We start from the raw sequence: 25384 nt of genomic DNA, 5'->3' as shown, positions 1-25384 counted from the left end.
CGCCACGCGCTCCGTTCCGACACGGGTGCTGCGTCGCGCAACTCCCCCCGGAAAACCGTCTTGGCCTTTCGCGACCCGGCGGCTACTCACAGGGGATGCGATTGCCTCTTGTTCTGTTCTGCGCCGCCGTTGCGGCCGCCCTTGCCGCCCGTTACGTGCCCGCTCTGGCCGATCTGATGATCCCGGCCATGGCGGCTGCGCTTGCGGCTCTTGTCCTGCTGCTTGCGGCGCTGCGCGACCGGCTGCGGCGGCGCCCGGTGCTGGTGGACGGCTCCAACGTCATGCATTGGCGCAAGGGAACGCCCAGCTTCGACACGCTGCGCGAGGTGCTGGTGCTGCTGCGCAAGCAGGGCTATCGGCCCGGCATCGTTTTCGACGCCAACGCGGGCTACAAGCTCTCCGATCGCTACATGACCGACCGCGACATGGCGCGGGAGCTGGGGCTACCGGTGAACCGCGTCCTCGTGGTGCCCCGGGGCGAACCTGCCGATCCCACGCTGCTGCATGCCGCCCGGGACATGGGTGCGGCGGTCGTCACAAACGACCGGTTCCGGGACTGGGCAGAGAGCTACCCGGAGGTGGCAGAGCCGGGGTTCCTGATCCGGGGCGGGGTCCGGGACGGGCAGATCTGGCTGGAGCCGCGTTAGAACTGCGCGTAGGACGCAGGGCTCTTTCTCTTCGATATCAAAGCACTGGGCCGCCCTGTTGACGTGGCGCCCGAAACGCAGCCCAGCCGAACAGGCCGGGGCGGCGGCTGGCCGCCCTCAGGCACTGCGGAAATGCTTTGCCAGTTTCAGCCCCTGACCCTGGTAGTTCGAGGCGATCTCGCGGCCATAGAGCGTCTCGGGGCGTTCACCCATGCGCTCGTAGACAAGGCGGCCCACGGTCTGCCCGTGTTCGAGGACGAAGGGCGCCTCGTGGCAGCGCACCTCCAGCACCCCGCGCGAGCCGGTGCCCCCGGCACCGTCAAAGCCGAAGCCGGGATCGAAGAAGCCCGCGTAATGCACCCGGAACTCGCCGACCATGGCGAGGAAGGGCGCCATCTCGGCGGCGTAATCGGGCGGGATGCAGACCGCCTCGCGGCTCACGAGGATGTAGAACGCGCCGGGGTCGAGGATGATCTGGCCGTCGCGGCTGTGCAGCTCCTCCCAGTACTCGGACGGGTCGTAATGGCCGATGCGGTCGAGGTCGATGATCCCGGTGTGCGGCTTGGCGCGGTAGCCCACCAGCGTGCCCTCGGCGGGCTTCAGGTCGACCGAGAAGCCGAGGCCCTCGCCGATGACGGGGGGCGTGTCCACCAGCGGCGTCTCGGCGTGCAGCGCGCGCAGTTCGGTGTCCGTGAGGATCGACTGGCCCTGCCGGAAGCGGATCTGGTTCAGCCGCATGCCCGGACGCACGAGGACCGAGAAGCTGCGCGGGCAGATCTCGGCATAGAGCGGCCCGGTGTAGCCTGCGGGGATGCGGTCGAACTCGGTCCCGCCATCGGTGATCGTGCGGGTCAACAGGTCGAGCCGCCCGGTGGAGCTCTTGGCGTTGGCGACGGCCTGCATGTCGTCGGGCAGGTCGAGGGATTCGAGCAGCGGCACCACGTAGACGCAGCCCTTCTCCAGCACCGCGCCCTGGGTCAGGTCGACCTGGTGCATCTCGAACTCTGACAGCCTCTCGGCCACCGTGCGGTCCGCCCCGGTGAGGAAGGAGGCGCGCACCCGCCAGGCCCGCGTGCCGAGGCGCAGATCGAGGCTCGCCGGCTGCACCTGTTCGGGCAGCACTGCGGGTTCGGCGCTGATCTGGCCGGTCTCGATCATGGCGCGGATACGCTGGCTGGCGCAGATCCCTGTCATCGCTGTCCCCTTGTTCTGGAGGGCGAGACTAGAGCGCAGGCGCGGGAAAGAAAAGATCGCGCCGCCCGCCACAGAGACGGAAAATTCTTCGAAGAATTTTCCCAAGAATTTTCGAAAATTCTTGGCTGCCGGACGGAGAGATATGCGGAGGAGGAGAGGGCTGTCCCGGTGAAGGACGCCACCCCTTGGGGGGCATCCCTTGCGGGATGTACCGTCGGTCATTTCTCGATATTCGTGAAATGGTCGGGCTAGCAGGACTCGAACCTGCGACCTTCCGTCCCCCAGACGGACGCGCTACCAGGCTGCGCTATAGCCCGACGGTGCGCGCTTAATATCCGATCTGACGGTGGGAGCAAGAGGGGATCGCGACTTTTTTCACGCGGCGTCCCAGGCTGTCCCAAGGTCATCCGCACAACGCAAAACGGGGCGCGCTGCGCCCCGTTCCGACGACCCTGCAGAGGGCCTTATTGTGCTGGGCTTTCAGCGAATTGTGCCAGCCGTGCCGCCAGCGGGCGGATATGGGCGAGGTCCTGCGCCGAGAAGCCGGCACGCCGTTCGCTGATCCGGCTGAGAAGGCCGGGGGCCGCGATCAGCTCGGAATCGCCGGGGTCCGGCGGGGTGGCGACAGAGGCGGCGCGTGGGCCGGGCGTGGGCGTCACCGGCTCCCGCGTCATCTCGAAGAGAGAGGGGCGCGGGGCAGGCGGGGCGCGGTGCGCAAAGATGTCGGTGGGCGCGCGCGGTTCCTCGTCCTCGGGCTCGGCCTCGATGAAGGGGGCCTCTTCAGAGAGGTCGGCCTCGGCGGCCTCGGGCTCCTCGTAGACCGCCTCGATGAAGGGGGCGGCCTCCAGCGCATCCTCCTCCTCGGAGGGGGCGGGCGCATAGGTCTGGTCCGGGGCCGCGGGCGAGAGCGCCTCGACCGGATCGCCGAAGGGCAGGGCGGGGGCCTCTGCCGCCTCTTCCGGGAGTTCGGTGGTGGTGTCCTCGGGCGCCTCGACAGGCTGGGCGGCTTGCGCCGCGATCTCGTCGCTGGGCGCCTCCTCGGCGACGGGCGGGGCCACGCGGGGCGCCTCGCTCTCCGGTGCCGTCTCGGCCGGCTCTTCGCTGGCGTGCAGATCGGCATCCGCCGCAGGCGCGGGCGCTTCGGTCGCGGCCTCGACGGGAGCCTCCACAGTCGCTTCGACGGGCGCAGGCCGCGGCGCTGCGGTGACCGGGAAGGTGACGACTTCGGCTTCCATGGGCGGGGCGATGGCGGTGGCCTCTTCGACCTCTGCCTCGCCGTCCAGCGGCGGGGCGAGCGCGGCCACATGGCCCACGCCCTTCTCCCGCAGGAGTTTCTGCACGCCCTTGATGGTCATGCCATCCTCGTGCAGCAGCCGCTTGATCCCGCCAAGCAGCAGCATGTCCGCGGGGCGGTAATAGCGCCGCCCCCCGGCCCGTTTCACGGGTTTCACCTGGGTGAACTTGCTCTCCCAGAACCGCAGAACATGTGCCGGCGTGTCGAGCCAGTCGGCCACCTCGCTGATGGTACGGAACGCGTCTGCGGACTTGCTCATTGCCTCAGGCCTTGTTGCCGGCGGCGACGCGCTCTTTCATCAGGTGGGAGGGCCGGAAGCTCAGCACCCGGCGCGGGTTGATCGGCACTTCCTCGCCCGTCTTCGGGTTGCGCCCCACGCGGGCCGCCTTGGACCGGACCGAGAAGGTCCCGAAGGAGGAGATTTTCACCTGCTCCCCGTCCACAAGCGCATCCGACATGTGCTGCAGCACCGATTCAACGAGCTGTGCAGATTCGTTGCGGGAAAGGCCCACCTCGCGGAAGACGGCCTCACTCAAATCCATACGCGTCAGCGTCTTGTCACTCATCCCTGTCCCCTCTTGGCTGCGTTAAGCATAGGGGGTGCGATTTTTCCGAGTCAATATCAACCACTTGCATGAGCGGTTGAAAGCGACCCGGCAGAGCACCGCCTTACCAGCGCAGGATGACCGAGCCCCAGGCCAGACCGCCGCCGATCGCCTCCATCAGGAGAACCTGACCGGGCTTGATCCGGCCGTCTTCGACCGCGACCGAAAGGGCCAGCGGGATAGAGGCCGCCGAGGTATTGCCGTGGTCCTGTACCGTAACCACAACCTGTTCCATTGGCAGGCCCAGTTTCTTGGCCGTGCCCTGGATGATCCGGATGTTCGCCTGATGCGGCACGATCCAGTCCAGCTCCTCGGACGGCATGTTGATCTTGGCCAGCGAAGCCTCTGCCGTGGCTGCAAGTTTTCCAACCGCCTGACGGAAGAGCGGGTTGCCCTGCATGCGCAGTTTGCCCGACTCACCCGTGGTGGAGACGCCACCATCGACGTAGAGCATCTCGCGATACTGCCCGTCCGAGTTCAGGTCGGCGGCGAGAATCCCGCGATCGTCATTGGTGCCGCCGCCATCGCGGCCTTCGAGGACGAGCGCGCCTGCGCCATCGCCGAAGAGCACGCAGGTCGCGCGGTCGGTCCAGTCCATGATCCGGCTGAAGGTCTCGGCGCCGATCACGAGGATTCGGTTCGCCTGACCGGAAACGATCATCGCGTTGGCGGTGGAGAGCGCATAGACGAAGCCCGCGCAGACCGCCTGCACGTCGAAGCCGAAGCCCCGCGTCATGCCGAGCCCCTGCTGCACCATGGTGGCAACGGAGGGGAAGGTCAGGTCGGGCGTGGAGGTGGCCACGATCACCGCGTCGATGTCGCTGGCGGCAAGACCGGCCTGCGCAAGCGCTGCCGTCGCGGCCTTGATGGCCATGTCCGAGGTGGTCTCGCCATCGGCGGCGAAGTGGCGTCTCTCGATCCCGGTCCGGGCCTGAATCCATTCGTCCGACGTATCCAGCGTCTTCTCGAATTCGGCATTGGGAACGATCCGCTCAGGCAGGTAATGGCCCACACCAAGGGCCACGGCGCGCATCGTCATAGTCTTATTCTCCCTCAGCTCGCCCGGTATCCTGCGGTGCCTGCACGGCACTTGCAACCCGGGCGGCGAGCTTGTCGGTAAAACCTTGCTGAGCCAGCAGGAAGGCCAGCTTGATGGCGGCCGAGACACCCATGGCGTCGGCCGACCCGTGGGACTTCACGACCGTCCCGTTGAGCCCGAGGAACACGCCCCCGTTCACCCGCCGCGGATCGATCCGCTTTTGCAGGCGCCGCAGCGAGGTCATGGCCAGCAGGGCCGCGACCTTGGACAGGGGAGAGTACTGGAAGGCTTCCCGCAGCAGGTCCCCGATGAGTTTCGCAGTGCCTTCGCCGGTCTTCAGCGCCACGTTCCCGGTGAAGCCGTCGGTGACGATCACGTCACAGACATCGCCCGGAATGTCGCCGCCTTCGACGAAGCCCACGAAATCGAAGTTCGCTTCCTCGGCCTGCGAGGCGATCAGGTCATGGGCGAGTTTCAGCTCGGCCCGGCCCTTGTGCTCCTCGGTGCCCACGTTCAGCAGCCCGATCCGCGGACGGTCGAGGTGCATGCCGTTGCGGGCATAGGAGGCGCCCATGAGCGCATATTGCAGCAGGTCCTGCTCGTCGGCGCGGATGTCGGCGCCCACGTCCAGCATCACGTTGAACCCCTGCGGGTTGCGCGACGGCCAGAGCACGGCGATGGCAGGGCGGTTCACGCCCGGCAGCTTGCGCAGCCGCACCATCGAGAGCGCCATCAGCGCCCCGGTGTTTCCGCAGGAAACGGCGACGGTGGCCTCGCCGTTGCGCACGGCGTCCAGCGTCGACCACATGGAGGTGCCCTTGCCGTGACGCATCACGTGGCTGGGCTTGTCATCCATCGTCACGACGCCGCCGGCGTCGCGGATCTCGATCCGGTCCCGCAGCCACTTGCGGCGCCCGATGAGCTTCTCGAGCTCGTCCTGGGGGCCGTGCAGCAGAAAGCGGATATCCGGGTTCTTCTTGGCAGAACGCGCGATGCCGGCAACAACAGCTGCCGGCCCACGGTCGCCGCCCATGGCATCGATGGATAGCACGTAGGATGCGCCGGCTTTCTTGCCGGCGGCACCCACCGCGGAACCCGTCGTGTCTGGCGCTGCGCTCATGCGATTGCCGCCCGGGACTTATTTCAGGCGGCGTCGTCTTCCAGATCGATTTCGTCGGCCTGGGCCACGACTTCACGATCGGCATAGTGGCCGCAGGCGCCGCAGACGTGGTGCGGACGTTTCAGCTCACCACAGTTGGGGCATTCGTTGGGGTTGCCTGCGACAAGCGCGTCATGGGCGCGGCGGTTGTTGCGGCGCGACTTGGAAACTTTGTTCTGTTGGACAGCCATGTCACAACCTCTGTTTGATGGGCCGCGGCCCGGTTTCGATTTCGGTGCGGAGCCGCCGGGCAGGGCCCGGATCGGATCCGCAGAATGGGTGAGGGGCTCTTAGTCTGCCCAAGGCCCCGGCTTCAACCCAAAATTCGGATGAGGGCGCGAAAATACGTCTATTTCCGAAAACCGCAAGCGATTCGTCGCCGCTTCCCCGGGGTCGGAGGCCTCTCCCGCGGGGGGAGCGGGGCCTTGCAGCACAGCGTGTAGCACAGGCTTGCAACACAGGGCGCGGCGCGCGGCGGCGCGGGCCCGGTGCACGCAGGCCTCACTCCTCGGGTTTCTCCATCTTCGCCTTGAGGGCCGCCAGCCCGGCAAAGGGCTTCGTCTCCTCGTCGGTCATGGCCTGCTTGCCGGGCTCGGTGAACTGCGCCTCTTCCATCTCGGCGCCCTCGGCGCGGGGGTAGAGCGGCAGCGCAAGCGCAAGTGCCTCCGCCAGCACGACGCCCGGGTCGATCACCTCTCCGAGAGGTTCCACGGAATCATCTTCCGGCATTTCCATATCGTCGATCTCCGGCAGGGCCTCGACCGACGGGTCATAGCGCCGCACCACCTCTTCCTCGATCCGCGTGGTCACCGGGGCCAGCGTCACGATGCAGGGCTGCACGACGGTGGCGCCCAGCTTGCCCTTCAGACGCCAGCGGCGCTTGCCCTCGGCTTTCACCTCGCCGGTAAAGCTGACCTTGCGCAGGTCGCTCAGCCCCAGCTCTTCGGCCAGGCGGGCCATCTGTGCGGCGTCCGGGCGGATCTCCACGGGCGTCGGCCGGGAGGTCGGCAGATCGGCCACGCGCAGCGGCGTGAACAGGGGGCGGGCGGGGTCGGCGTCGGCCATGGGGCGGCGGTTCCTTCCTTGAACGGGGGGCTTTCCTTCTGTAATGGCAGATAGAAGGCGGAAGACGCCGGAGCAAGAGGGCAGGAATGCGTGGCATGACGAATTGGGCGAAACGGGCCGTGGCCGTACTTCTGGTTATGGCGGCGGCTTCCTGCACGGCTCGCTACCGCGACCACGGCTATGTGCCTCTCGACAGTGACCTTTCCCAGATCGCCGTCGGCAAGGACACCCGCGACACCGTCAGCGAGAAGGTCGGCGCGCCGTCGACCTCGGGCATGCTGGACGGTGGCAATTATTATTACGTGCACAGCCGCGTGCGCCACTTCGCCTACACCGAACCGCAGGTGGTCGAGCGCGAGGTGGTCCAGATCGCCTTCGATCAGCGCGGCGTGGTCTCCAACGTCTCGCGCTACGGGCTGGAGGACGGCAAGGTCGTCACCCTGTCGCGCCGCGTGACCGACGACGGCTCCACCAGCACCGGCATCATCGCACAGCTTCTGGGCAACCTCGGCCAGTTCAGCGCGAGCGATTTCGCGAACTGATCCGGGCAACCCCGGCTGATCCAAATGTCAGGGCGCAGACCGGCAGACCGGTCCGCGCCCTTCGCATGTCCGCCCTCCCTCAAGGCCGCACTCCGACTCTCCATTTTCTTGCCCCAAATATCCCGGGGTCCGGGGCAGCGCCCCGGGACGGCGCCCAGGCCGGCCGTGCCCGCGACCTCCCCGTCACAAGCCGCCCCTCCACCCGCATCCCGAACGTCACGCCTTTGTCATCCCTTGTGTGCTAGGGCGGGCCTGCCTATCTTGACCGCATCGCCCTGGAGGCCTGCCATGCTGTCGCTGATGAAGGGACGTTACCGCGCCCGCTTCGCCGAGACCCCGGAAGACATCCTCGCCGCACAGCGGCTGCGGACCCTGTGTTTCCACGGTGACCCGGACAGCCATCCCCTCGATGCCGATGCCTTCGACGCGGTCTGCGCCCATGTGCTGGTCGAGGATCAGCGCGACGGCACGCTCGTCTGCTGCTTCCGCATCCTGCCGCTGACCGGCGGGGGCGAGATCGCGCGCAGCTATTCCGCGCAGTACTACGAACTCTCCGCCCTGAAAGACTTCGAGGGGCCGATGGTCGAGATGGGCCGCTTCTGCATCCATCCCGAGGCCCGCGACGCCGACATCCTGCGCGTGGCCTGGTCCGCGATGACGCGCTACGTGGACGAGAACGGGGTCGAGATGCTCTTCGGCTGTTCCTCCTTCCACGGCACCGACACCGCCGATTACCTCGACGCCTTCGCCATGCTGAAGGAACGCCACCTCGCGCCGAAACGCTGGCTGCCGCGGGTCAAGGCGCCCAATGTCTTCCGCTTCGCCCAGAAGCTGCGGCGCAAGCCCGACGCGAAACAGGCCATGCTGCGGATGCCGCCGCTTTTGCGGACCTATCTGCTGATGGGGGGCTGGGTTTCGGATCACGCGGTGGTGGACAGCCACATGAACACGCTCCATGTCTTCACCGGGCTGGAGATCAAGGCGATCCCGCCCGCGCGCAAACGCCTGTTGAGGGCCACCGCGGGCTGACGCCGCCCGGCGCGGGCCCCGGCGATCCACTGCGGATCATTGGTGGTGACAGGGCCTAGCCGGTCGAGGGTCTCGCGCTTCGTTCCATAGAAAAACGCCGCCCCCGGACAGGGGCGGCGTTTTGTATGTCTCTGTCAGGCGCTTTGCCTCAGAACGGAATCTCGTCGTCCAGATCGCGCGAGGGCGACCCGCCGCCGGACCGGCCGCCGCCACCGCTGCCACCGCCGTAGCCGCCACCCGAGGGGCCTTCGTCGTAGCCGCCGCCGTAGTCACCGCCGCCGCCGCCACCGTAGCCGCCGCCCGAGCCACCGCCGTAGCCGCCACCGCCGCCGCCTTCACCGCGGCCGTCGAGCATCACCAGCGTGCCGCCGAAGCCCTGCAGGACGATCTCGGTCGAATAGCGGTCCTGGCCGGACTGGTCCTGCCACTTGCGGGTCTGAAGCTGGCCCTCGATGTAGACCTTGGAGCCCTTGCGCAGGTACTGCTCGGCCACGCGCACGAGACCTTCCTGGAAGATCGCGACCGAGTGCCACTCGGTCCGCTCGCGCCGCTCGCCGGTGTTGCGGTCCTTCCAGTTTTCCGAGGTGGCGATCCGCAGGTTGCAGACCTTGCCCCCGTTCTGGAACGACCGGACCTCCGGGTCGCGGCCCAGATTGCCGATCAGAATGACCTTGTTCACCGATCCCGCCATGAGACCCCCTGTGTCGAATCCGAATTCAATGATCCCGGCGTTAAAGCAGGCACCGCCGCCCGCCGCAACCGCCGCCGTGCGGCAATGGAAGCGCAACACGGTTAATCCAACGTTAGCGGGGCCGGGGCGCCTCGGCAATGCGCCAGAGAGGGCAGAGGGACGGGGCTGGCCCGGTGGACTGGCCCGGTGGACTGGAGGGGCGTGCCAAGGGGCCGCCCGGAGGGTGGCGCCTGCCAGACGCCCGGAAAAGCGGCCTAAACTCCGGTTATAGGCCGCCCGATCGGCACTCCCGGCGGATCGCGCGGCCTGCCGATCCGCGACAGATGGGAGGGGCAGGGCGCCGGACAGGCCGGTCCCCCCATCGGAGAATGCACATGCTGAAATCCCTCTGGAACGCGACCGCCCTCGGCATCGTCACCGTCACCGGCACGCTGGCCGTCTGCTTCGTCACGACCACCGCGGCGCTTGCCTCGGGCCGCCCGGACGACGCCACCAAGGCGCAGATCACCGAGAAGCTCTCCGCCGAGGGCTACGAGGTGCGCCGCATCGGCATGGAGGACGGCATGATCGAGGTCTATGCCCTGAAGGATGGCAAGAAGCTGGAGCTCTACCTCGACGACGCCCTGAACATCGCCCGGGTCCATGGCAATGACTGATGCAGCCTTCGGCGACCGCAAGACCCGGAGCGCCCGCACGGCGCTGCGGGTCTGGGATCCGCTGGTGCGCATGTTCCACTGGTCGCTGGTCGTGCTCTTCGCGGCGAACGCGCTGATCACGGACCCGGAGAAGGACCTGCACCACCTCATCGGCTATGTCGTCGTCGGGCTTGTGGCGGTGCGGCTGGTCTGGGGGCTGATCGGCACCCGCCACGCCCGGTTCCGGGATTTCCCGCCCTCGATCTCGGCGGCCTTCGGACAGTTGGCGGACATCGCGCGGGGCCGGCGCAAGGTACACGTCGGGCATACGCCCCTCGGCGCTCTGATGATCTACAACCTGCTGGCCACGATGCTGCTCATCGGGCTGACCGGCTGGATGATGACGACGAATGCCTACTGGGGCATGAAGTGGGTCGAGGAACTGCACGAATTCTTCGTCACATGGGCCGAGGTCAGCATCGTGGCACATATCGCCGCGGTGATCTGGGAAAGCCGCCGGACGGGTGTTAACCTTCCGCGAGCCATGGTGACGGGGGTAAAGATGATCGAGCCGAATGACATGCCGCAGTCAGGGCACACCCCCGGATGAGCGATCTCAAACCGACGCGGAACAGCCTGGCGCTTGCCGGGCTGATCCTCGTTCAGGCCCTGTGCACCACGTTCTTCATCGCGGATGCCGTGGCCGATACGATCGACGAGGGGCGGGGCATCTTCTCGGACCCGGGCCAGATCGTCGAGGGGCTGGCGGCGCTGTCGCTGCTGCTTGCGCTCGCGATCGAGATCCGGGTGCTGATGGTCCTGCTGCGGCGTCAGAAGGACCTCGAGCGCACGCGCACCGTGGCGCAGGGGGCGCTGCACGAGGTGATCCAGGCCTATTTCGTCGACTGGGGGCTGACCCCCTCCGAGGCGGATGTCGCCGGGCTGACGCTGAAGGGGCTCTCCATCGCGGAAGTGGCGGAAATCCGCGGGTCGGCCGAGGGCACGGTGAAGGCGCATCTGAACGCGATCTACCGCAAGGCCGGGGTGCAGGGGCGTAACGGCTTGATGTCCTTGCTGATCGAGGACCTGATGGGCGCGCCGCTGGTGCCTGAACCGGCGGCGGAGGCCCTGCGGACGGGGGGTGGCAATTCACGCTCCGCTGGCTAGAATGCCGCCCAACAAGAGACATCGGAACGGACGGGACAATGCAGAGATACCTCGGGGTAGCCCTTGGCGCCGTGCTGGCGCTTGCCCAGCCGGCGAGTGCGGATGTGCTGTCGTCCAAGTCGCGCGTGAAGCTCTTCAAGTCCCAGACCTCGATCCTCGACGGGCGCGCCTCGCAGCAATACAACAACTCGGTCCGGCTGCAGCCGCAGGCGGTGATCGTGCCCTCCAAGTTTCCGGTCGCGCCCTTCCGGGGCAAGTACACCGGCCCCTACCTCGACGTGGCCCGCTCCGCCGCCAAGCGGCATGGCATCCCCGAGGATCTCTTCCTGCGCCTCGTGCAGCAGGAGAGCGGCTGGAACATCCACGCCAAGAGCCACAAGGGCGCCCTCGGCCTTGCGCAGCTGATGCCCGAGACGGCGCGGCACCTTGCCGTCGATCCGATGGACCCGGAGCAGAACCTCGAGGGCGGCGCGCGCTACCTCGCCCGGCAGTACCGCGATTTCGGTAACTGGCGGCTGGCGCTGGCGGCCTATAACGCCGGACCGGAAGCGGTGCGCAAGTACGGCGACATCCCGCCCTACAAGGAAACCCAGAACTACGTGAAGGTGATCTGGGGCCACTGAGCCCCGATCCCTCGCCACCGCAGGTCTCGCCCGCAGGTTGCGCGGCGGGGCTGACCGCTATCGGCGGATTTTTTCCGATGCCGCTGATGCCCCTGTGCCCTCGTTGCGATGCGATGGAACCGATCCGGCTGGCTAACGTTCTCTCCCCACAAGCGAAACAGATGCGGCACCGCGCTGCCACCGACCCCGGAAGAGGGGACGGGCGCGTGCCTGGAAAGGACGTAACAATGCTGAAACGGACCCTGATCGCCCTTGGTATGGCCACCGCTGTGGCTGCCCCTGTCTATGCCCTCGACAACCCGCAGGTGAGCGCGGTTGACGTGGCAGCTGGCGCTGAACTCGACGGCAACAGCTCGCTGAGCAAGTTCCCGACCCTCAACGACGACCTGTCGAAAACCATCACCGCGGCGCTGAACGATCAGCCCGTCGGCGTGGAGCCGGGCTACAAGGTGCAGGTCGAGCTGACCGAGCTGGACATCAGCCCGAACCCGACGGAATCCTTCGTGAAGGGCTTCAACAAACTCTCGGGTACCGTCACCGTGATGGACCCCGAAGGCAATGGCGCCATCGGTGCCTTCCCGATCGAGGTGAACGCCCAGTCGATCCTGCCGGCCCCCGGCACGCTGACCGTGGCCCCCTCGGATGAAGAGCTTTACACCGCCATGCTGGTCGGCTTCGCCGAGGCGACCGAGAACGGCATGGACACGCTGTCGGAGACCAACTCCGACACGAACGACCGCTGATCCGACGACGTCCCCGGGACGGTTCTCCCCCGGACCGTCCCCGTCTCTCCCCCGAGACGCAGTCACCCCGGTGCCCCAAGCGCCGGGGTTTCTGCTGTCCGGGATCGGCCGTGCGGGGTCAGTCGGCCGCGTGCCGCAGCACCGGGGGCATATCGGTCAGCACCTCCGGGGCGAGGTGACAGCGGATCTGATGTGCCCCGAATCGACGCATCTCGGGCAGCTCGGTCGCGCAGCGGTCGCCCGCGACCTGCGCCTTCCAGCGGCAGCGGGTCTGGAACGGGCAGCCCGGCGGCGGATTGGTGGCCGAGGGCAGCTCGCCCTCCAGCACGATCCGCTCCTTCTCGACCGAGGTATCGGCAATGGGCACCGCCGAAAGCAGCGCCTCGGTATAGGGGTGGTAGGGCGGGGCAAAGACCTCCTCCACCGTGCCCAGTTCGACCACATGGCCGAGGTACATGACCAGCACCCGGTCCGCGAGGTAGCGCACCAGCGACAGGTCATGGGAGATGAAGATCAGCGTCGTCTTCTCGCGCTTCTGGATCTCCATCAGCAGGTCGGTCACCGCCGCCTGCACCGAGACATCCAGCGCCGAGACCGGCTCATCCGCCACCACGATGCGCGCGCCGCCCGCGAAGGCCCGCGCGATGCCCACCCGCTGCTTCTGCCCGCCGGAGAGCTGGCGCGGCATCCGCTCGGCGAAGTCACGCGGCAGCTTCACGAGGTCGAGCAGCGTCAGCATCCGCTCGCGCCGCTCTGCGTCCGAGGCGCCGTAGCCGAAAAGCTCCAGCGCGCGGATGATCTGGCGGCCCACGGGGATCGAGGGGTTGAGCGTGTCGAAGGGGTTCTGGAACACCATCTGCAGATCGCCCAGCAATCCGCCATCCCGGTCAGCCACGGGCAGGTCCTGAATTTCCCGCCCGTCGAGCAGGATGCGCCCCTCGGTCGCGGTCTCCAGCCCCATGAGCATCTTGGCCAGCGTGGATTTCCCGCAGCCGGATTCCCCCACGATTGCCAGCGTTTCGCTCTCGCGGGCCTCAAAAGTAAGGGCCTCGTTGGCCTTCACCACCTGTGTCTCGCCCCCGAAGAGCGCATTGGCCCCGGCCTCGTAATACTTCTTCAGCTTCTCGACGCTGAGCACGACCTTGCCGGGGGTGCGGGCCTCCGTCTCGGCCTCCGCCTCGGGCTCGGCGGTCCAGTCGATCTCCTCGGCCCGCAGGCAGCGGGTGGCATGGCCGGGGCGGACATCCTGCATCGGGATCGCCTGCGCATCGCAGCGCCCGGCCTCGAAGTAGCTGCACCGCGGGCCGAAGTTGCAGCCCGGCGGGCGCTGATGGGGCAGGGGGAAGTTGCCGGGGATCGCCTGCAGCGGGCGGGCCGTCTTGTCGGCCCCGGGCAGCGGGATCGCGCGGAAGAGCGCCTGCGTATAGGGATGGCGCATGGTGTCGAAGACCTCGGCCACGGTGCCGGTCTCGACCGCCTCGCCGGAATACATCACGCAGATGCGGTCGCAGGTCTCCAGCACCAGCCCGAGGTTATGCGAGATGAAGAGCATCGCCGTGCCGTACTTGCGCCCCAGATCGCGGATCAGCTCGACAATCGCGGCCTCCACGGTGACGTCGAGCGCGGTGGTCGGCTCATCGAGGATCAGCAGCGCGGGTTTCGACATCAGCGCCATGGCGATGACGATGCGCTGCTGCTGCCCGCCGGAGAGCTGGTGCGGATAGCTGTCGAGGATGCGCGCCGGATCGGGCAGCTTCACGTCGTCCAGCATCTTGAGCGCGCGGGCGCGGGCCTCTTCGGCCGTCACGCCCTCGTGGATCATCGGCACTTCCATCAGCTGTCGGCCCACCTTCATGGCGGGGTTCAGCGAGGCCATCGGCTCCTGGTAGATCATCGCGATCTCGTTGCCGCGGATGCGGCGCAGCTCGGCCTCCGACATCTCGGCCATGTCGCGGCCCTTGAAGCGGATCGTGCCGCCCGCGATGCGCCCGTTGCGGCCCAGATCGCGCATGATGCCAAGCGCCACGGTGGATTTGCCGCAGCCGCTTTCGCCGACGAGGCCCATGGCCTCGCCCGGCTGGACCGAGACGGAGAAGTCCATCACGGCCGGGATCTCGGCCCGGCGGGTGTCGAAGGAGATCGAGAGGCTGTCGATGGCGAGGATGGGCTCTTGTGTCATGGCCTCAGTCCTTCAGGCTTTCTTCGCGCAACCCGTCGGCCAGCAGGTTCAGGCCGAGGACGAGCGAGAGCAGCGCCACGGCGGGCGCGATGGCGGGATGGGGGAAGATCGACAGCAGCTTGCGGCCCGCGTTGATCGTGGTGCCCCAGTCGGGGCTGTCCGGCGGCAGGCCGAGGCCGAAGAACCCCAGCGTGCCCAGCAGGATCGTGGTGTAGCCGATGCGCAGACAGAAATCGACGATCAGCGGCCCGCGCGCATTGGGCAGGATTTCCCACAGCATGATGTACCACGGGCCTTCGCCCCGGGTCTGGGCGGCGGCGACGTAGTCGCGGGTCTTGAGGTCCAGCGTCAGCCCGCGGGTCAGGCGGAAAACCGTGGGCGCGTTCACGAAGATGACCGAGACGAAGACCACGAGGATGCCGCCCGGCACGTCGAAGAGGTCGAGCGCCGCGGGCAGCAGGTCGAGCGCCGAGCCCTGCGCCGAGATCAGCGAGAGATAGGCCCAGCCGAGCGGCAGCAGCATCACGGCCAGCAGCATCCAGCGGCGGCGCGGATTGGTCCGGGCGCGGGCGTTGATCAGCAGGCCGAGGAAGACGAGCGGCAGCAGGAAGAGCCCGGCGGAGAGATAGGCAGGCAGGCCGCTGGCCACGATCTCGGGCGTGACGAGGAGGTAGAAGAGCAGGATCACCGGGAAGGCGAGGATCAGGTTCGCCGCGAAGGTCAGGACGCTGTCGAGCCGCCCGCCGAAGTAGCCCGCCGGAAGCCCCAGCGTGATCCCGGCCATGAAGGCGAAGAGCGTGGCCAGCGGCGCGATCTGCACCACGATCCACGACCCCGCCACCATGCGCGAGAAGACATCGCGGGCCAGCCCGTCGCCGCCCAGCAGGTAGTAGGGAAAATCCCCGTCCTCGGCCCCGCGCAGGGGCGTGCCGGGGACCTTGTTCTTCATGCCCGAGACGGCGGTCAGCGGGTCATGGGTGGCGATCCAGTCGAAGAGCCCGGCGGCAAGCGCGGTATAGACCCAGAAGAGCGTCAGGAAGAGCCCGATCAGGCCAATGCGATTGTCGAAGAGTTTGCCGTAAAGGCCCAGTTTCGCACGATAAACCCACGACAGGCCAAAGGTTGCGGCAAGGGCGATCCAGACCGGCAGGAACTGCAACAGGATGCGGGCAGCGATGGCGCCCCAGCTCAGCGGTTCCATGCGGTGGCCTCCGGTTTTGCGGCGTAGGGGGCGGGTGTCGTCATTCTCGGCGCCCTCATGCGATCCGGATCCGGGGGTTCAGGTAGACATAACCGATGTCCGAGATCAGCTGCGTCAGCAGCACGACCACGACGGAGACCAGCGAGATCCCCAAGAGCAGGTCCACGTCGTTGTTGCCCGCCGCCTGAACGAGCGCCCAGCCGAGGCCCTTGTAGTTGAAGAGCGTCTCGACGATCACCACGCCGTTCAGCAGCCACGGAAATTGCAGCATGATCACCGTGAAGGGCGCGATCAGCGCGTTGCGCAGCGCGTGTTTCAGCACGATCTCGCGGAAGTGCAGCCCCTTGAGCCGCGCGGTGCGGATGTACTGCGAGGTCATCACCTCGGCCATGGAGGCGCGTGTCATCCGGGCGATGTAGCCCATGCCGAAGAGCGCGATGGTCAGCACCGGCAGGAAGAAGTTCTCGAAGGTGGCGTTTTCCATGGCGGAGGTGGCGGTGCCCTTGAACCATTTCAGCCCGAAGGCGGAGGAGGCGAAGACCGCGATCAGGATCACGCCCGAAACGTATTCCGGCGTTGCCGTGGTCAGGATCGAGAGGGTCGAGAGGCCGCGGTCGAGCTTCGATCCCTCGCGCATGCCCGCCAGCACACCGATCACCAGCGCCATGGGCACCATCAGCACCATGACCCAGAACATCATCTTGCCGGTCAGGGCGAGGCGGGTGGCGATGAAGGGGCCCACGTCTTCGCGGAAGACTCGGCTTTCGCCCCATTCGCCCTGCAGGATGCCGCAGCGTGCGGGGCTCTCCGCAATTGTGCCGCCCACGGGGACGCAGCGGCCATATTCGCCGCTCTCGTCCGTGCGGGTCCAGCCGGGTAGCGCGCCCAGCCATTCGCCGTAGCGCACCAGCATCGGCTGGGCATAACCGTTCTTCTCCAGCCAGCTTTCGACCTGCGCGTCGCTCATCCGGGCATTGCCCTCGAACTTGGCGATCTTCTCGAGGTTTGCGGGCAAGTTCGTCAGGGCAAAGACGATGAGCGACAGGCAGAGCGCTGTCAGGAGCATCACGCCGAGGCGGCGGAGCAGGAAGAGGATCATGGGGCCGTCCTGTCTGTGGCAGGCCCCGCGAGGGGCGGGACCGGGCCGGGATGGGAGCCGTGGAGGGAGGCGCGCCGCGCCGGGGAAGCGGGGCGGTTGTGGTGGCCCCCGTGCCTCAGGCCGTTCGGGCAGCGGGCCGCGGGGGCCGGAGCGCTGCCGGAACGGATCGGGCCGATCACGGGGCCACCCTCAGGGCGGCCCCGGGCACTGCGCGGGCGGGTAGGCACGGGCTGTCTCAGGGCGCTCAGGCCCGGACCCACCACTTGTCCATATGCATCTCGAAGGTCGGATGCATCTCGGTGCCCATGACGTTTTCCTTCATGTGGCGGAAGAGCGAGCGCCAGTAAGGCTGGATCGTCACACCCTCGTCGAGCATGATCTGCTCCAGCTTGGCCATGACCTCGCGCCGCTTGTCGGCATCGGCAATGGCGAGCGCCTCGTCCATCAGGCTGTCGAACTCGGCATTGGCAAAGCCGGTTTCGTTCCAGGCCACGCCGGACTTGTAGGCCAGCGACATCACCTGCACGCCGAGCGGGCGCATGTTCCATTCGGTCGCGGACCACGGGAAGGTGAGCCAGTCGTTCCAGAAGGTCGAGCCGGGCAGGATCGTGCGTTTCACGTTGATGCCCGCGTCGCGGCACTGCGCCGCCACGGCGTCACAGGTCGCCGACTGCCATTCGTCGTCGATCGAGATCAGCTCGAACTCGGTTTCGGCATGACCCGCGTCGGTCAGCATCTGCAGCGCCGCGTCCGGGTCCGGGCTGATGCCGGGGATGTCGGCGTATTCCGGGTGGATCGGGCAGACGTGGAAATCCTTCGCCACGGTGCCGAGGCCGGAATAGCCCAGTTCCAGCACCACCTCGTTGTCCACCGCCGTCATCAGCGCGCGGCGCACGTTAACGTCGTCATAGGGCGCGTTGGTCTGATTGAAGCGCACGCAGATCGTGGCCGCCGTCACCGCCTCCGAGACCTTCCAGCCCATGGCCGTCAGCACATCGACGAATTCGCCGGTGGACTGGTAGGTCATGTCGATCTCGTCCGCGTCCGCCGCCGCGACCCAGGAGGCCATGTCGGTGCCGAAGTCGATGAACTCGATCCGGTCGAGGTAGGCGCCTTCGCCCCACCACTGGTGATCGGCGTTCTTGACCAGCACCTGGCGCACGCCGACCTCGTTGGTCTCGGGCAGGAAGGGGCCGGTGCCGATGGGGTTTTCCGACGGATCGCCGCCCGCGTAGGAGGGGTGCACCACCGCCGCCGGGTAATCCGAGAAGCCCGCGGGCAGGGTGATGTCGGGGCTTTGCAGCATCAGCTTGACCGTGTGGTCATCGACCTTCTCCACCGCGCCTTCGCGCAGGGCCTGCGTCTCGCTGTCGATCAGCGCGCCGAGGCGCGACGCCATCGAGTTGCCCTCGACCCCGGCCTCGCACCAGCGGGAGAGGTTGAAGATCACGTCATCGGCGGTGAAGGGATCGCCGTTGTTCCAGCTTACGCCCTGACGGACGTGCAGCACGTATTCGGTGGCGTCGTCGTTGACCTCCCAGCTCTCCAGCAGGCGGCCCTCGAAGGAGCCGTCGGCGTTGTACTGCACGAGGTATTCCAGCCAGCCGCGGGCGAAGTTCGCCATTTCCGACCAGTCGAAATTGCGCGGGTCCTTCAGCGCCTTGGTCTGCATCTGCACCCGCAGCGTGCCGCCCGGGGTGGGGGCCTCCTGCGCCATGACCGGCTGTTCCAGCCCGCCGAGCGCATAGACCAGCGGGGTGGCAACCCCCAGCGACGAGGCGCGCGTGATGAATTCCCGACGGCTGAGCTTCCCGGCCTTGAATTCCTCGGCATACATGCGGGCGCCGGGGTGGACGGCGGTGGCGCCGGTCCGGTCGGTCTCTGGCTTGGTCATGGTTTTCTCCCTGTGACAGATGATCTGTCTGTCTTGCCGCATTAGAGTGGCGGTTTCGTGAAGTGGCGCGAGGACGCCTTGATCGACAGGATAGGAGCGCGATTGCCCCCTGCGTCAATGCCCGTGCCCGCCCGCGGGGGCGGCCATGGCGGCGGGCAGGGGCGGCTGCGTCCTGACTTGCTTGATTGCGACATGTATCATGTCGCAAATGGACTGCCACCGCTTTTCGGTAGTTCGGGCCCTCGGGCCCCGGCTTTTTCCGAAACGGGGCCGCGCCGCGCGGCTAGGCCCGGACCGGCTGTGCCGAGAGTGGGGCCGCATGGGCCTGTTTGCGCAGGGCCGAGGGCGTCTGCTTCGTGTGGTGCTGGATGAAGCGCGTGAAATAGGCAGCGCTGGAGAAGCCGAGGCTTTCGGCCACCATGCGGATCGGCAGGTCGCCGTCCTGCAGCATCTCGCGGGCGCCATGCAGCACCCGTTCGGTCAGGATGTCGGCGGCGGTCATCCCGGAGGTCTGGCGCAGGGTGCGCGTCAGGTGGGTCGGCGTCACGCCAAGGGCCGTGGCATAGGCCGCCATGGGCGCGCCGCTGCGGTAATCCCGTGCGACGAGCGAGCAGAAGGCCTCCGCCAAGCGCTGCGCGGCGTTGGGCTGCGGGGCCGGGGGCTCCTGCGCCTGCACCCGGCGGATCCAGACCGAGAGCAGACCGGCATGGGCGCGGGCGGCCTCGGCGCCGAAGGGGCGGTGGGTCGATTGTTCGCGCTGCATGGCGTCGAGGATCGCGGTCGCCTCGCCCTGCACCAGCACGTCGCGCACCCGGAGGTGGAGCGCCTCCTGCGTCGGCAGGAAGGGGACGGAGCCGCCGGGGATGCGCACGGCGAGGCCATAGACCTGCTTGCCGAGATCGAGCGACATCAGCGTCCGCGCAGGCAGCAGCAGCGCATTGTGCGGCCCCAGCCCCCGGCGGCGGCCCATGACCAGCACGCGGCCCTGTCCGCGGGTGATCCAGAGGAAGAGGTGATCCTCCCGCGAATGCTGCAATTCCGTGCGCCACGGCCCCCCGCGGCTGAGCTGGGCGAGGGAGATCAGGCTGGGCGCGGCGGGATCGGTCATCGGCGTCCCCTCGGTGGAGGTGGTGGCATTGCGGTGACGGCGCGAGGAACCCCAAGATGTTGTGTTTGGGCTGTATTCCCCTGTATTTCTTGGGGAATGCTGCGAAAAATGTCCGCTTATGTAAAGAAAATAGCTTAGCTGTCCGCGCTGAGGTGCTGCCAGTGTCGCATCCTTGCGCGGAACCACGTCCGCTGCCGCTTGGCGAAGCGGCGGGTGGCCACGGTGGCGGCCTCGCGGGCTTCATCAAGGGTCATCTCGCCGCGCAGATGGGCGATCAGCTCCGGCGCGCCAATGGCCTTGGCCGAGGGCAGGTCAGGCGACCAGAGCGGCAGGTTGTCCCGGGCTTCCTCCAGTGCGCCGCCCTCCAGCATCAGGTCGAAGCGGCGCTCGATCCGGGGCGTGAGCCAGTCCTTGGGCGCGGAGACGACCATCGGCGCGGTCTGCTCCAGCGGCAGCAGGGGCGGCGGCGTCTCGTCCTGCCAGGCGGCGATGCCGCGCCCGGTGGCCTGCAACACGGACCACGCCCGCGTGACCCGCGCCGGGTTGGCGGGGTCGATGCGCGACCGGCTCTCGGCGTCAAGCTCTGCCAGCAGGGGGGCGAGGCCCTCGGCCGCGATGCGGGCATTGGCCTCCTCGCGGATCGCCTCTGGCACGGGCGGGATATCGGCCAGCCCCTCGGTCAGCGCGGTGAAGTAGAGCCCGGTGCCGCCGGTGATGATCAGCCGCTCGGGCCCGGTGAGCATGGGCGCCACCTCGCGCAGCCATTCGCCGGTGGAATAGGGCTGATCGCCCGCGATGTGGCCGAAGAGCCGGTGCTCTGCTGCGGCCTCTTCCTGCGCCGAGGGGCGGGCGGTGAGGACGCGCCAGTTGGCATAAACCTGGATCGCATCGGCATTCACGATCACGCCGCCCTGACGCTGCGCCAGTTCGATCGCCAGCGCCGTCTTGCCGCTGGCCGTGGGGCCCGCGATCAGCACGTGGGCGTCGCGCGGAATGCCGGCCAGATGCGCCGACCAGCCCGCGCGGGATATCATCGGGGCGATCATCGGGGCAGGCAGGGGCGTGGCGGAGGCCGGGGCCCCTGCGGGAAGGTCTTGATTTCTAGGGCTCATTTTCGGCGGTATTTGGCTATTCGGGCAGGGCGGGCAATACCGGATTGAACCGGGCGTCGTTTTCCGACATTTTGCCGCCGATCCTAGACCCCCTGACATGCGGAGCGCAACATGGCCGACACGCCCCCGAACCCGACCTACAAACGGGTGCTGCTGAAGATTTCGGGCGAGGCCCTGATGGGGAATACGGGCTTTGGCCTGCATCCGCCCACCGTCGAGCGGATCGCCCGCGAGGTGAAATCGGTCCACGACATGGGCGTCGAGGTCTGCATGGTGATCGGCGGCGGCAACATCTTCCGCGGGCTGCAGGGCAGCGCGCAGGGTATGGAACGCACCACCGCCGACTACATGGGGATGCTGGCCACCGTGATGAACGCGCTTGCCATGCAATCCGCGCTGGAGGGCCTCGGCATCTTCACCCGGGTGATCAGCGCGATCCCGATGGATCAGGTCTGCGAGCCCTACATCCGCCGCCGTGCCGTGCGTCACCTCGAGAAGAAGCGCGTGGTGATCTTTGCCGCCGGCACCGGCAACCCCTATTTCACCACCGACACTGCCGCGACCCTGCGCGCCTCCGAGATGGCCTGCGAGGCGATCTTCATGGGCAAGCAGGTGGACGGGGTCTATGACAAGGACCCCAAGAAGCACGACGACGCGGTGCGCTACGACAGCATCACCTACGACGACGTGTTCAGCAAGAACCTCAAGGTCATGGATGCCTCGGCGATCGCGCTTGCGCGGGACAACGACATGCCGATCGTGGTCTTCTCGCTGGACGAGCCGGGCGGCTTCCGCGGCATCCTTGCCGGGCAAGGCACCTATACAAGAGTGCACAGTTGACGATATGAGAGGCGCAGCGAAAACGCCGCGCCTCCCCCGGCCCCGATAGGGACAGACGCCGGGACAAGAGACCGGACCGCCGGCCCCGGAAGGGGGCGGTGAGGACCGATACGGCACTGGCACGGCATCGACACGGTGCCGGCTGGGGCCGGCGGCGATCAAGGACCGGCACGGCCGGCGAGGAACAAGGACCGGCCAAGCCGGCGAGAACGAAGAGGAACGGACCACATGGCCGACGAGGATTTCGAGATCGACACCGACGACCTGCGGCGCCGGATGGATGGCGCAATGGGCAACCTGCGGACCGAGTTCGCCTCGCTGCGCACCGGGCGGGCCTCGGCCTCCATGCTGGAGCCGGTGCAGGTCGATGCCTATGGCCAGATGACGCCCATCAACCAGGTCGGCACCGTGAACGTGCCCGAGCCGCGGATGGTCACGATCAACGTCTGGGACAAGGCGCTTGTCGGCAAGGTCGAGAAGGCGATCCGCGAATCCGGCCTCGGCATCAACCCGCAGCTCAACGGCACGATCATCATGCTGCCGATCCCCGAGCTGAACGAGGAACGCCGCAAGGAGCTGACCCGCGTGGCCGCCCAATATGCCGAACACGCCCGCGTCGCCGTGCGCAACGTGCGCCGCGACGGCATGGATCAGGTCAAGAAGGCCAAGTCCGACGGCATGCCCGAGGATGACCAGAAGTTCTGGGAAACCGAGGTGCAAGACCTGACCAACGAGTTTATCGCCAAGGTCGACAAGGCACTGGAGACCAAGCAAGCCGAGATCATGCAGGTCTGAGGCACTGCGGGAGGAGAGGCCCATGGCCGCCGACAAGCCCAATGCGCGGGGTCCGCGCCACGTTGCCGTCATCATGGACGGCAACGGCCGATGGGCGCAGGCCCGCGGCCGGCCGCGTCTCTTCGGGCACCACGCCGGGGCCCGCCGGGTGCGCGAGATCGTCGAGGCCTGCCCGGATTTCGGGGTCGAATACCTGACGATCTTCGGCTTCTCGACCGAGAACTGGAAGCGCACCCAGATCGAGGTGGCGGGGCTGATGAGCCTGTTCCGCCGCTACATCCAGAAAGAGGCCCGCGCCCTGAAGGCCGAGAACGTCCGCGTCCGCTTCATCGGCGACCGGGTCAAGCTCGACGCCAAGCTGCGCGGTCTGATGGATGAGCTCGAGGAAATGACCGAGGGCTGCACCGGCACCAACCTGACCATCGCGCTGAACTACGGCGGTCGCGACGAGGTGGCCCGCGCCACCAAGCGGCTGGCCTGTGACGTGGCGAACGGCAAGCTGGACCCGGAAAGCATCGACGAGGAAACGCTGCCGCGCTACCTCGACACCTGCGTCCTGCCGGACCCGGACCTCGTGATCCGGACCAGCGGCGAGGCGCGGATCTCGAACTTCCTGCTCTGGCAGTCGGCCTATGCGGAATACGAGTTCATCGACACGCTCTGGCCCGACTTCACCCGCGACATCTTTGGCGAGCTGGTGGGCAACTACGGGGGCCGCGACCGGCGCTACGGCGGGGCGAAGACTTGACCGGGGAGCCGACACAACCGCGCGCCAAGCGCAGCTGGGACGACCTCGGCCCGCGGCTGGCCTCCGGGCTGACGATGGTGGCTCTGGGCCTCGTGATGATCTGGCTCGGCGGGCATTGGTTCCACGTCTTCGCAGCGCTGATCGCGGGCGGCATGGTCTGGGAACTGGTCCACATGGCCGTGCCCAACGTCTCGGGCGCGAAGTGGCAGATGGCGGGCATTGCCTGTCTCGCCATGCTGCTGGCGGTCTACCTGCCGGTCTCTGCCGCGCTGCCGCTGCTGCTGGCGCCGGGCATGGTGGCGCTCTCCATCGTGCCGCACCGGCGCACGATCACGATCACCTTCACCGCGCTGATCCTGCTGTCGGCCTATGGCATGGTGCAGCTGCGCGACGGCTACGGGATGATCTGGCTGCTCTGGCTGGTGGTCACCGTGGTGGTCACCGACGTGCTGGGCTATTTCGCGGGCCGCCTGATCGGCGGGCCCAAGTTCTGGCCCCGCGTCAGCCCCAAGAAGACATGGGCCGGCACCATCGCGGGCTGGCTGGGGGCCGGCGTCGTCGGCCTGATCTTCGGTCTCTGGACCGGGGCAGGGATGGAGCTGATCGGCTTCTCCATCGCGGCCTCCATGGCCTCGCAGATGGGCGACATGGCGGAAAGCGCGATCAAGCGGAAGGTCGGGGTCAAGGATAGCTCCTCGCTGATCCCGGGCCATGGCGGGCTGATGGATCGTTTCGACGGGATGCTGGGCGCCTCTCTCTTCCTGCTGCTGGCCGGGTCCGTCGCAGGGTTCCCACCGGGGTTGTAATGAAACGCGTATCCATTTTCGGGGCCACGGGCTCGATCGGGCAGAACACCATCGACCTGATCAAGCGCGCCCCGTCCGAGTATCAGGTCGTCGCCCTCACCGGCGGCGGCAACGTCCGCCAGCTGGCGGCAGATGCCCGCGCGCTGAACGCCGAGGTGGCGGTGATCGCCGATCCCGCCCGCCTGCCGGACCTGCGGGCTGCCCTCGAAGGCACCACTGTCGAATGTGCCGCGGGCGCCACCGCCCTGCAGGAGGCCGCCAGCCGCCCGGCTGACTGGGTCATGTCCGCGATCATCGGGGCCGCCGGGCTGCGCCCCGGCCTTGCCGCCCTCGCGCAAGGCGCCACGCTGGCGCTCGCCAACAAGGAGACACTGGTGGCCGCCGGGCCGCTTGTGATGTCCGAGGCCGCCCGCCACGAGGCGACGATCCTGCCGGTGGACAGCGAACATTCCGCCATCTTCCAGGCCCTTGCGGGCGAGGCCCCGGCCTCGGTCGAGCGGGTGATCCTGACCGCCTCCGGCGGGGCCTTCCGCGACTGGCCTCTGGCAAAGCTGGAAACGGCAACCCCGGAAGAGGCTGCGACCCATCCCAACTGGGACATGGGCCAGCGGATCACGATCGACAGCGCATCCATGTTTAACAAGGCGCTGGAAGTTATTGAGGCGCGGGAGTTTTTCGGGTTCGAGCCTGAGCAGATCGAAGTGCTGATCCACCCGGAGTCCATGGTCCACGCCCTTGTCGGCCACGTGGATGGCGGGCTGATGGCGCACCTCGGCGCGCCGGACATGCGCCATGCCATCGGCTATGCGCTGCACTGGCCCGCGCGTGCGCCGCTGCCGGTGGCGCGGCTCGACCTTGCCGCTCTCGGGAAATTGACCTTCTCGGACCCGGACCCGGCGCGCTACCCGGCGCTCGACCTTGCGCAGCGCGTGATGCGGCGCGGCGGGCTCTCGGGCGCTATTTTCAACGCCGCCAAGGAACGTGCGCTGGATCATTTCATCGCGCGGCGCATCGGCTTCACCGACATGGCGCGGATCGTCTCTGCCGTTCTGGACCGCACCGACGCGACGGCGGGCGTTGTTGACGCGGAATTTACCCTTGATAACGTTTTAAACGCCGACCATTTGGCCAGAATACGCACTGACGAAATCATTGCATCGCGCGGCTGA

The 25384-nt window shown here is 67.6% G+C and carries 27 protein-coding genes and 1 tRNA gene; 13 read left to right on the top strand and 15 right to left on the bottom strand.

Annotation, left to right across the window (positions count from 1 at the left end; translation table 11 throughout):
• Nucleotides 1-95: 95 nt before the first annotated feature.
• Entirely contained in the window at nucleotides 96-647 is a 552-nt protein-coding gene (locus LCM32_RS05290) for an NYN domain-containing protein (RefSeq protein ID WP_224820021.1), read from the top strand.
• 117 nt (nucleotides 648-764) lie between these two features.
• Here the strand turns inward: LCM32_RS05290 and LCM32_RS05285 are convergent, their stop codons facing one another.
• From LCM32_RS05285 to LCM32_RS05250, 8 genes are all read right to left on the bottom strand, one after another.
• A complete protein-coding gene (locus tag LCM32_RS05285) occupies nucleotides 765-1841 on the bottom strand; it encodes a 2'-deoxycytidine 5'-triphosphate deaminase (protein WP_224820020.1) in 1077 nt (358 codons plus the stop codon).
• Nucleotides 1842-2081: 240 nt separating this feature from the next.
• A tRNA-Pro gene (locus tag LCM32_RS05280) sits at nucleotides 2082-2158 on the bottom strand.
• Between the two features lie 147 nt (nucleotides 2159-2305).
• Nucleotides 2306-3394 (bottom strand): MerR family transcriptional regulator, encoded by a 1089-nt coding sequence (locus tag LCM32_RS05275; protein ID WP_224820019.1) that lies wholly within the window; start codon nucleotides 3392-3394, stop codon nucleotides 2306-2308.
• 4 nt (nucleotides 3395-3398) lie between these two features.
• Entirely contained in the window at nucleotides 3399-3701 is a 303-nt protein-coding gene (gene ihfA, locus LCM32_RS05270; RefSeq protein ID WP_222489683.1) for an integration host factor subunit alpha, read from the bottom strand.
• Nucleotides 3702-3804: 103 nt separating this feature from the next.
• Entirely contained in the window at nucleotides 3805-4779 is a 975-nt protein-coding gene (locus tag LCM32_RS05265) for a beta-ketoacyl-ACP synthase III (protein WP_224820018.1), read from the bottom strand.
• A 4-nt stretch (nucleotides 4780-4783) separates the two neighbouring features.
• A complete protein-coding gene (gene plsX, locus LCM32_RS05260; RefSeq protein ID WP_263618102.1) occupies nucleotides 4784-5899 on the bottom strand; it encodes a phosphate acyltransferase PlsX in 1116 nt (371 codons plus the stop codon).
• A 23-nt stretch (nucleotides 5900-5922) separates the two neighbouring features.
• The gene (rpmF, locus tag LCM32_RS05255) at nucleotides 5923-6129 is read right to left on the bottom strand and encodes a 50S ribosomal protein L32 (protein WP_224820017.1); all 207 of its coding nucleotides are present in this window, start codon (nucleotides 6127-6129) and stop codon (nucleotides 5923-5925) included.
• Nucleotides 6130-6439: 310 nt separating this feature from the next.
• Complete coding sequence (locus LCM32_RS05250; protein WP_224820016.1) at nucleotides 6440-7003, bottom strand: YceD family protein; 564 nt, start codon at nucleotides 7001-7003, stop codon at nucleotides 6440-6442.
• A gap of 95 nt (nucleotides 7004-7098) precedes the next feature.
• Between LCM32_RS05250 and LCM32_RS05245 the strand changes: the two genes are divergently transcribed.
• On the top strand, nucleotides 7099-7545 hold the full coding sequence (locus tag LCM32_RS05245) for an outer membrane protein assembly factor BamE (protein ID WP_224820015.1): 447 nt from the start codon (nucleotides 7099-7101) through the stop codon (nucleotides 7543-7545).
• A gap of 288 nt (nucleotides 7546-7833) precedes the next feature.
• Nucleotides 7834-8574 carry a GNAT family N-acetyltransferase gene (locus LCM32_RS05240; protein ID WP_224820014.1) on the top strand — a complete coding sequence of 247 codons (741 nt, stop codon included), beginning with the start codon at nucleotides 7834-7836 and terminating at the stop codon, nucleotides 8572-8574.
• 148 nt (nucleotides 8575-8722) lie between these two features.
• Here the strand turns inward: LCM32_RS05240 and ssb are convergent, their stop codons facing one another.
• The gene (gene ssb / locus LCM32_RS05235; protein ID WP_224820013.1) at nucleotides 8723-9265 is read right to left on the bottom strand and encodes a single-stranded DNA-binding protein; all 543 of its coding nucleotides are present in this window, start codon (nucleotides 9263-9265) and stop codon (nucleotides 8723-8725) included.
• Nucleotides 9266-9639: 374 nt separating this feature from the next.
• Here ssb and LCM32_RS05230 point away from each other — a divergent pair, with 374 nt between their 5' ends.
• From LCM32_RS05230 to LCM32_RS05210, 5 genes are all read left to right on the top strand, one after another.
• On the top strand, nucleotides 9640-9921 hold the full coding sequence (locus LCM32_RS05230; protein WP_224820012.1) for a PepSY domain-containing protein: 282 nt from the start codon (nucleotides 9640-9642) through the stop codon (nucleotides 9919-9921).
• A complete protein-coding gene (locus LCM32_RS05225; protein WP_318246178.1) occupies nucleotides 9908-10510 on the top strand; it encodes a cytochrome b/b6 domain-containing protein in 603 nt (200 codons plus the stop codon). The genes LCM32_RS05230 and LCM32_RS05225 overlap by 14 nt, the downstream gene beginning before the upstream one ends.
• Complete coding sequence (locus LCM32_RS05220; RefSeq protein WP_224820011.1) at nucleotides 10507-11067, top strand: helix-turn-helix transcriptional regulator; 561 nt, start codon at nucleotides 10507-10509, stop codon at nucleotides 11065-11067. Before LCM32_RS05225 ends, LCM32_RS05220 begins: the two co-directional genes overlap by 4 nt.
• 38 nt (nucleotides 11068-11105) lie before the next feature.
• Nucleotides 11106-11690, top strand: a complete 585-nt coding sequence (locus LCM32_RS05215) for a lytic transglycosylase domain-containing protein (protein WP_224820010.1) — start codon at nucleotides 11106-11108, stop codon at nucleotides 11688-11690.
• 227 nt (nucleotides 11691-11917) lie between these two features.
• Nucleotides 11918-12433, top strand: a complete 516-nt coding sequence (locus LCM32_RS05210; protein ID WP_224820009.1) for a hypothetical protein — start codon at nucleotides 11918-11920, stop codon at nucleotides 12431-12433.
• Nucleotides 12434-12551: 118 nt separating this feature from the next.
• Here the strand turns inward: LCM32_RS05210 and LCM32_RS05205 are convergent, their stop codons facing one another.
• The 6 genes from LCM32_RS05205 to miaA form a co-directional block, all read right to left on the bottom strand.
• Nucleotides 12552-14612: an ABC transporter ATP-binding protein gene (locus LCM32_RS05205; RefSeq protein WP_224820008.1), complete on the bottom strand. Its 2061-nt coding sequence runs from the start codon at nucleotides 14610-14612 to the stop codon at nucleotides 12552-12554.
• 4 nt (nucleotides 14613-14616) lie between these two features.
• Nucleotides 14617-15813: an ABC transporter permease gene (locus LCM32_RS05200; RefSeq protein ID WP_224820007.1), complete on the bottom strand. Its 1197-nt coding sequence runs from the start codon at nucleotides 15811-15813 to the stop codon at nucleotides 14617-14619.
• A 55-nt stretch (nucleotides 15814-15868) separates the two neighbouring features.
• A complete protein-coding gene (locus LCM32_RS05195; protein WP_224820006.1) occupies nucleotides 15869-16912 on the bottom strand; it encodes an ABC transporter permease in 1044 nt (347 codons plus the stop codon).
• 244 nt (nucleotides 16913-17156) lie between these two features.
• The gene (locus LCM32_RS05190) at nucleotides 17157-18806 is read right to left on the bottom strand and encodes an ABC transporter substrate-binding protein (RefSeq protein WP_224820005.1); all 1650 of its coding nucleotides are present in this window, start codon (nucleotides 18804-18806) and stop codon (nucleotides 17157-17159) included.
• A 283-nt stretch (nucleotides 18807-19089) separates the two neighbouring features.
• Nucleotides 19090-19914 (bottom strand): helix-turn-helix transcriptional regulator, encoded by an 825-nt coding sequence (locus LCM32_RS05185; RefSeq protein WP_224820004.1) that lies wholly within the window; start codon nucleotides 19912-19914, stop codon nucleotides 19090-19092.
• 134 nt (nucleotides 19915-20048) lie between these two features.
• Nucleotides 20049-20948, bottom strand: coding sequence for a tRNA (adenosine(37)-N6)-dimethylallyltransferase MiaA (gene miaA / locus LCM32_RS05180; protein ID WP_224820464.1), 900 nt, complete (start codon nucleotides 20946-20948; stop codon nucleotides 20049-20051).
• 189 nt (nucleotides 20949-21137) lie between these two features.
• Between miaA and pyrH the strand changes: the two genes are divergently transcribed.
• The 5 genes from pyrH to dxr all read left to right on the top strand — a co-directional run bounded on the left by pyrH (nucleotide 21138) and on the right by dxr (nucleotide 25384).
• On the top strand, nucleotides 21138-21866 hold the full coding sequence (gene pyrH, locus LCM32_RS05175; protein ID WP_224820003.1) for a UMP kinase: 729 nt from the start codon (nucleotides 21138-21140) through the stop codon (nucleotides 21864-21866).
• Between the two features lie 228 nt (nucleotides 21867-22094).
• Nucleotides 22095-22661 (top strand): ribosome recycling factor, encoded by a 567-nt coding sequence (gene frr / locus LCM32_RS05170; RefSeq protein WP_224820002.1) that lies wholly within the window; start codon nucleotides 22095-22097, stop codon nucleotides 22659-22661.
• A gap of 22 nt (nucleotides 22662-22683) precedes the next feature.
• The gene (uppS, locus tag LCM32_RS05165) at nucleotides 22684-23409 is read left to right on the top strand and encodes a polyprenyl diphosphate synthase (RefSeq protein WP_224820001.1); all 726 of its coding nucleotides are present in this window, start codon (nucleotides 22684-22686) and stop codon (nucleotides 23407-23409) included.
• Nucleotides 23406-24215, top strand: coding sequence for a phosphatidate cytidylyltransferase (locus LCM32_RS05160; RefSeq protein ID WP_224820000.1), 810 nt, complete (start codon nucleotides 23406-23408; stop codon nucleotides 24213-24215). Before uppS ends, LCM32_RS05160 begins: the two co-directional genes overlap by 4 nt.
• Entirely contained in the window at nucleotides 24215-25384 is a 1170-nt protein-coding gene (gene dxr, locus LCM32_RS05155) for a 1-deoxy-D-xylulose-5-phosphate reductoisomerase (protein ID WP_224819999.1), read from the top strand. The genes LCM32_RS05160 and dxr overlap by 1 nt, the downstream gene beginning before the upstream one ends.

Source organism: Pseudooceanicola nanhaiensis (assembly GCF_020171315.1).
GTDB classification, from domain to species: Bacteria; Pseudomonadota; Alphaproteobacteria; order Rhodobacterales; family Rhodobacteraceae; genus Pseudooceanicola; species Pseudooceanicola nanhaiensis_A.
The sequence above is the reverse complement of the archived record's forward strand: the minus strand, read 5'-3'. Positions and strand labels throughout refer to the sequence as shown.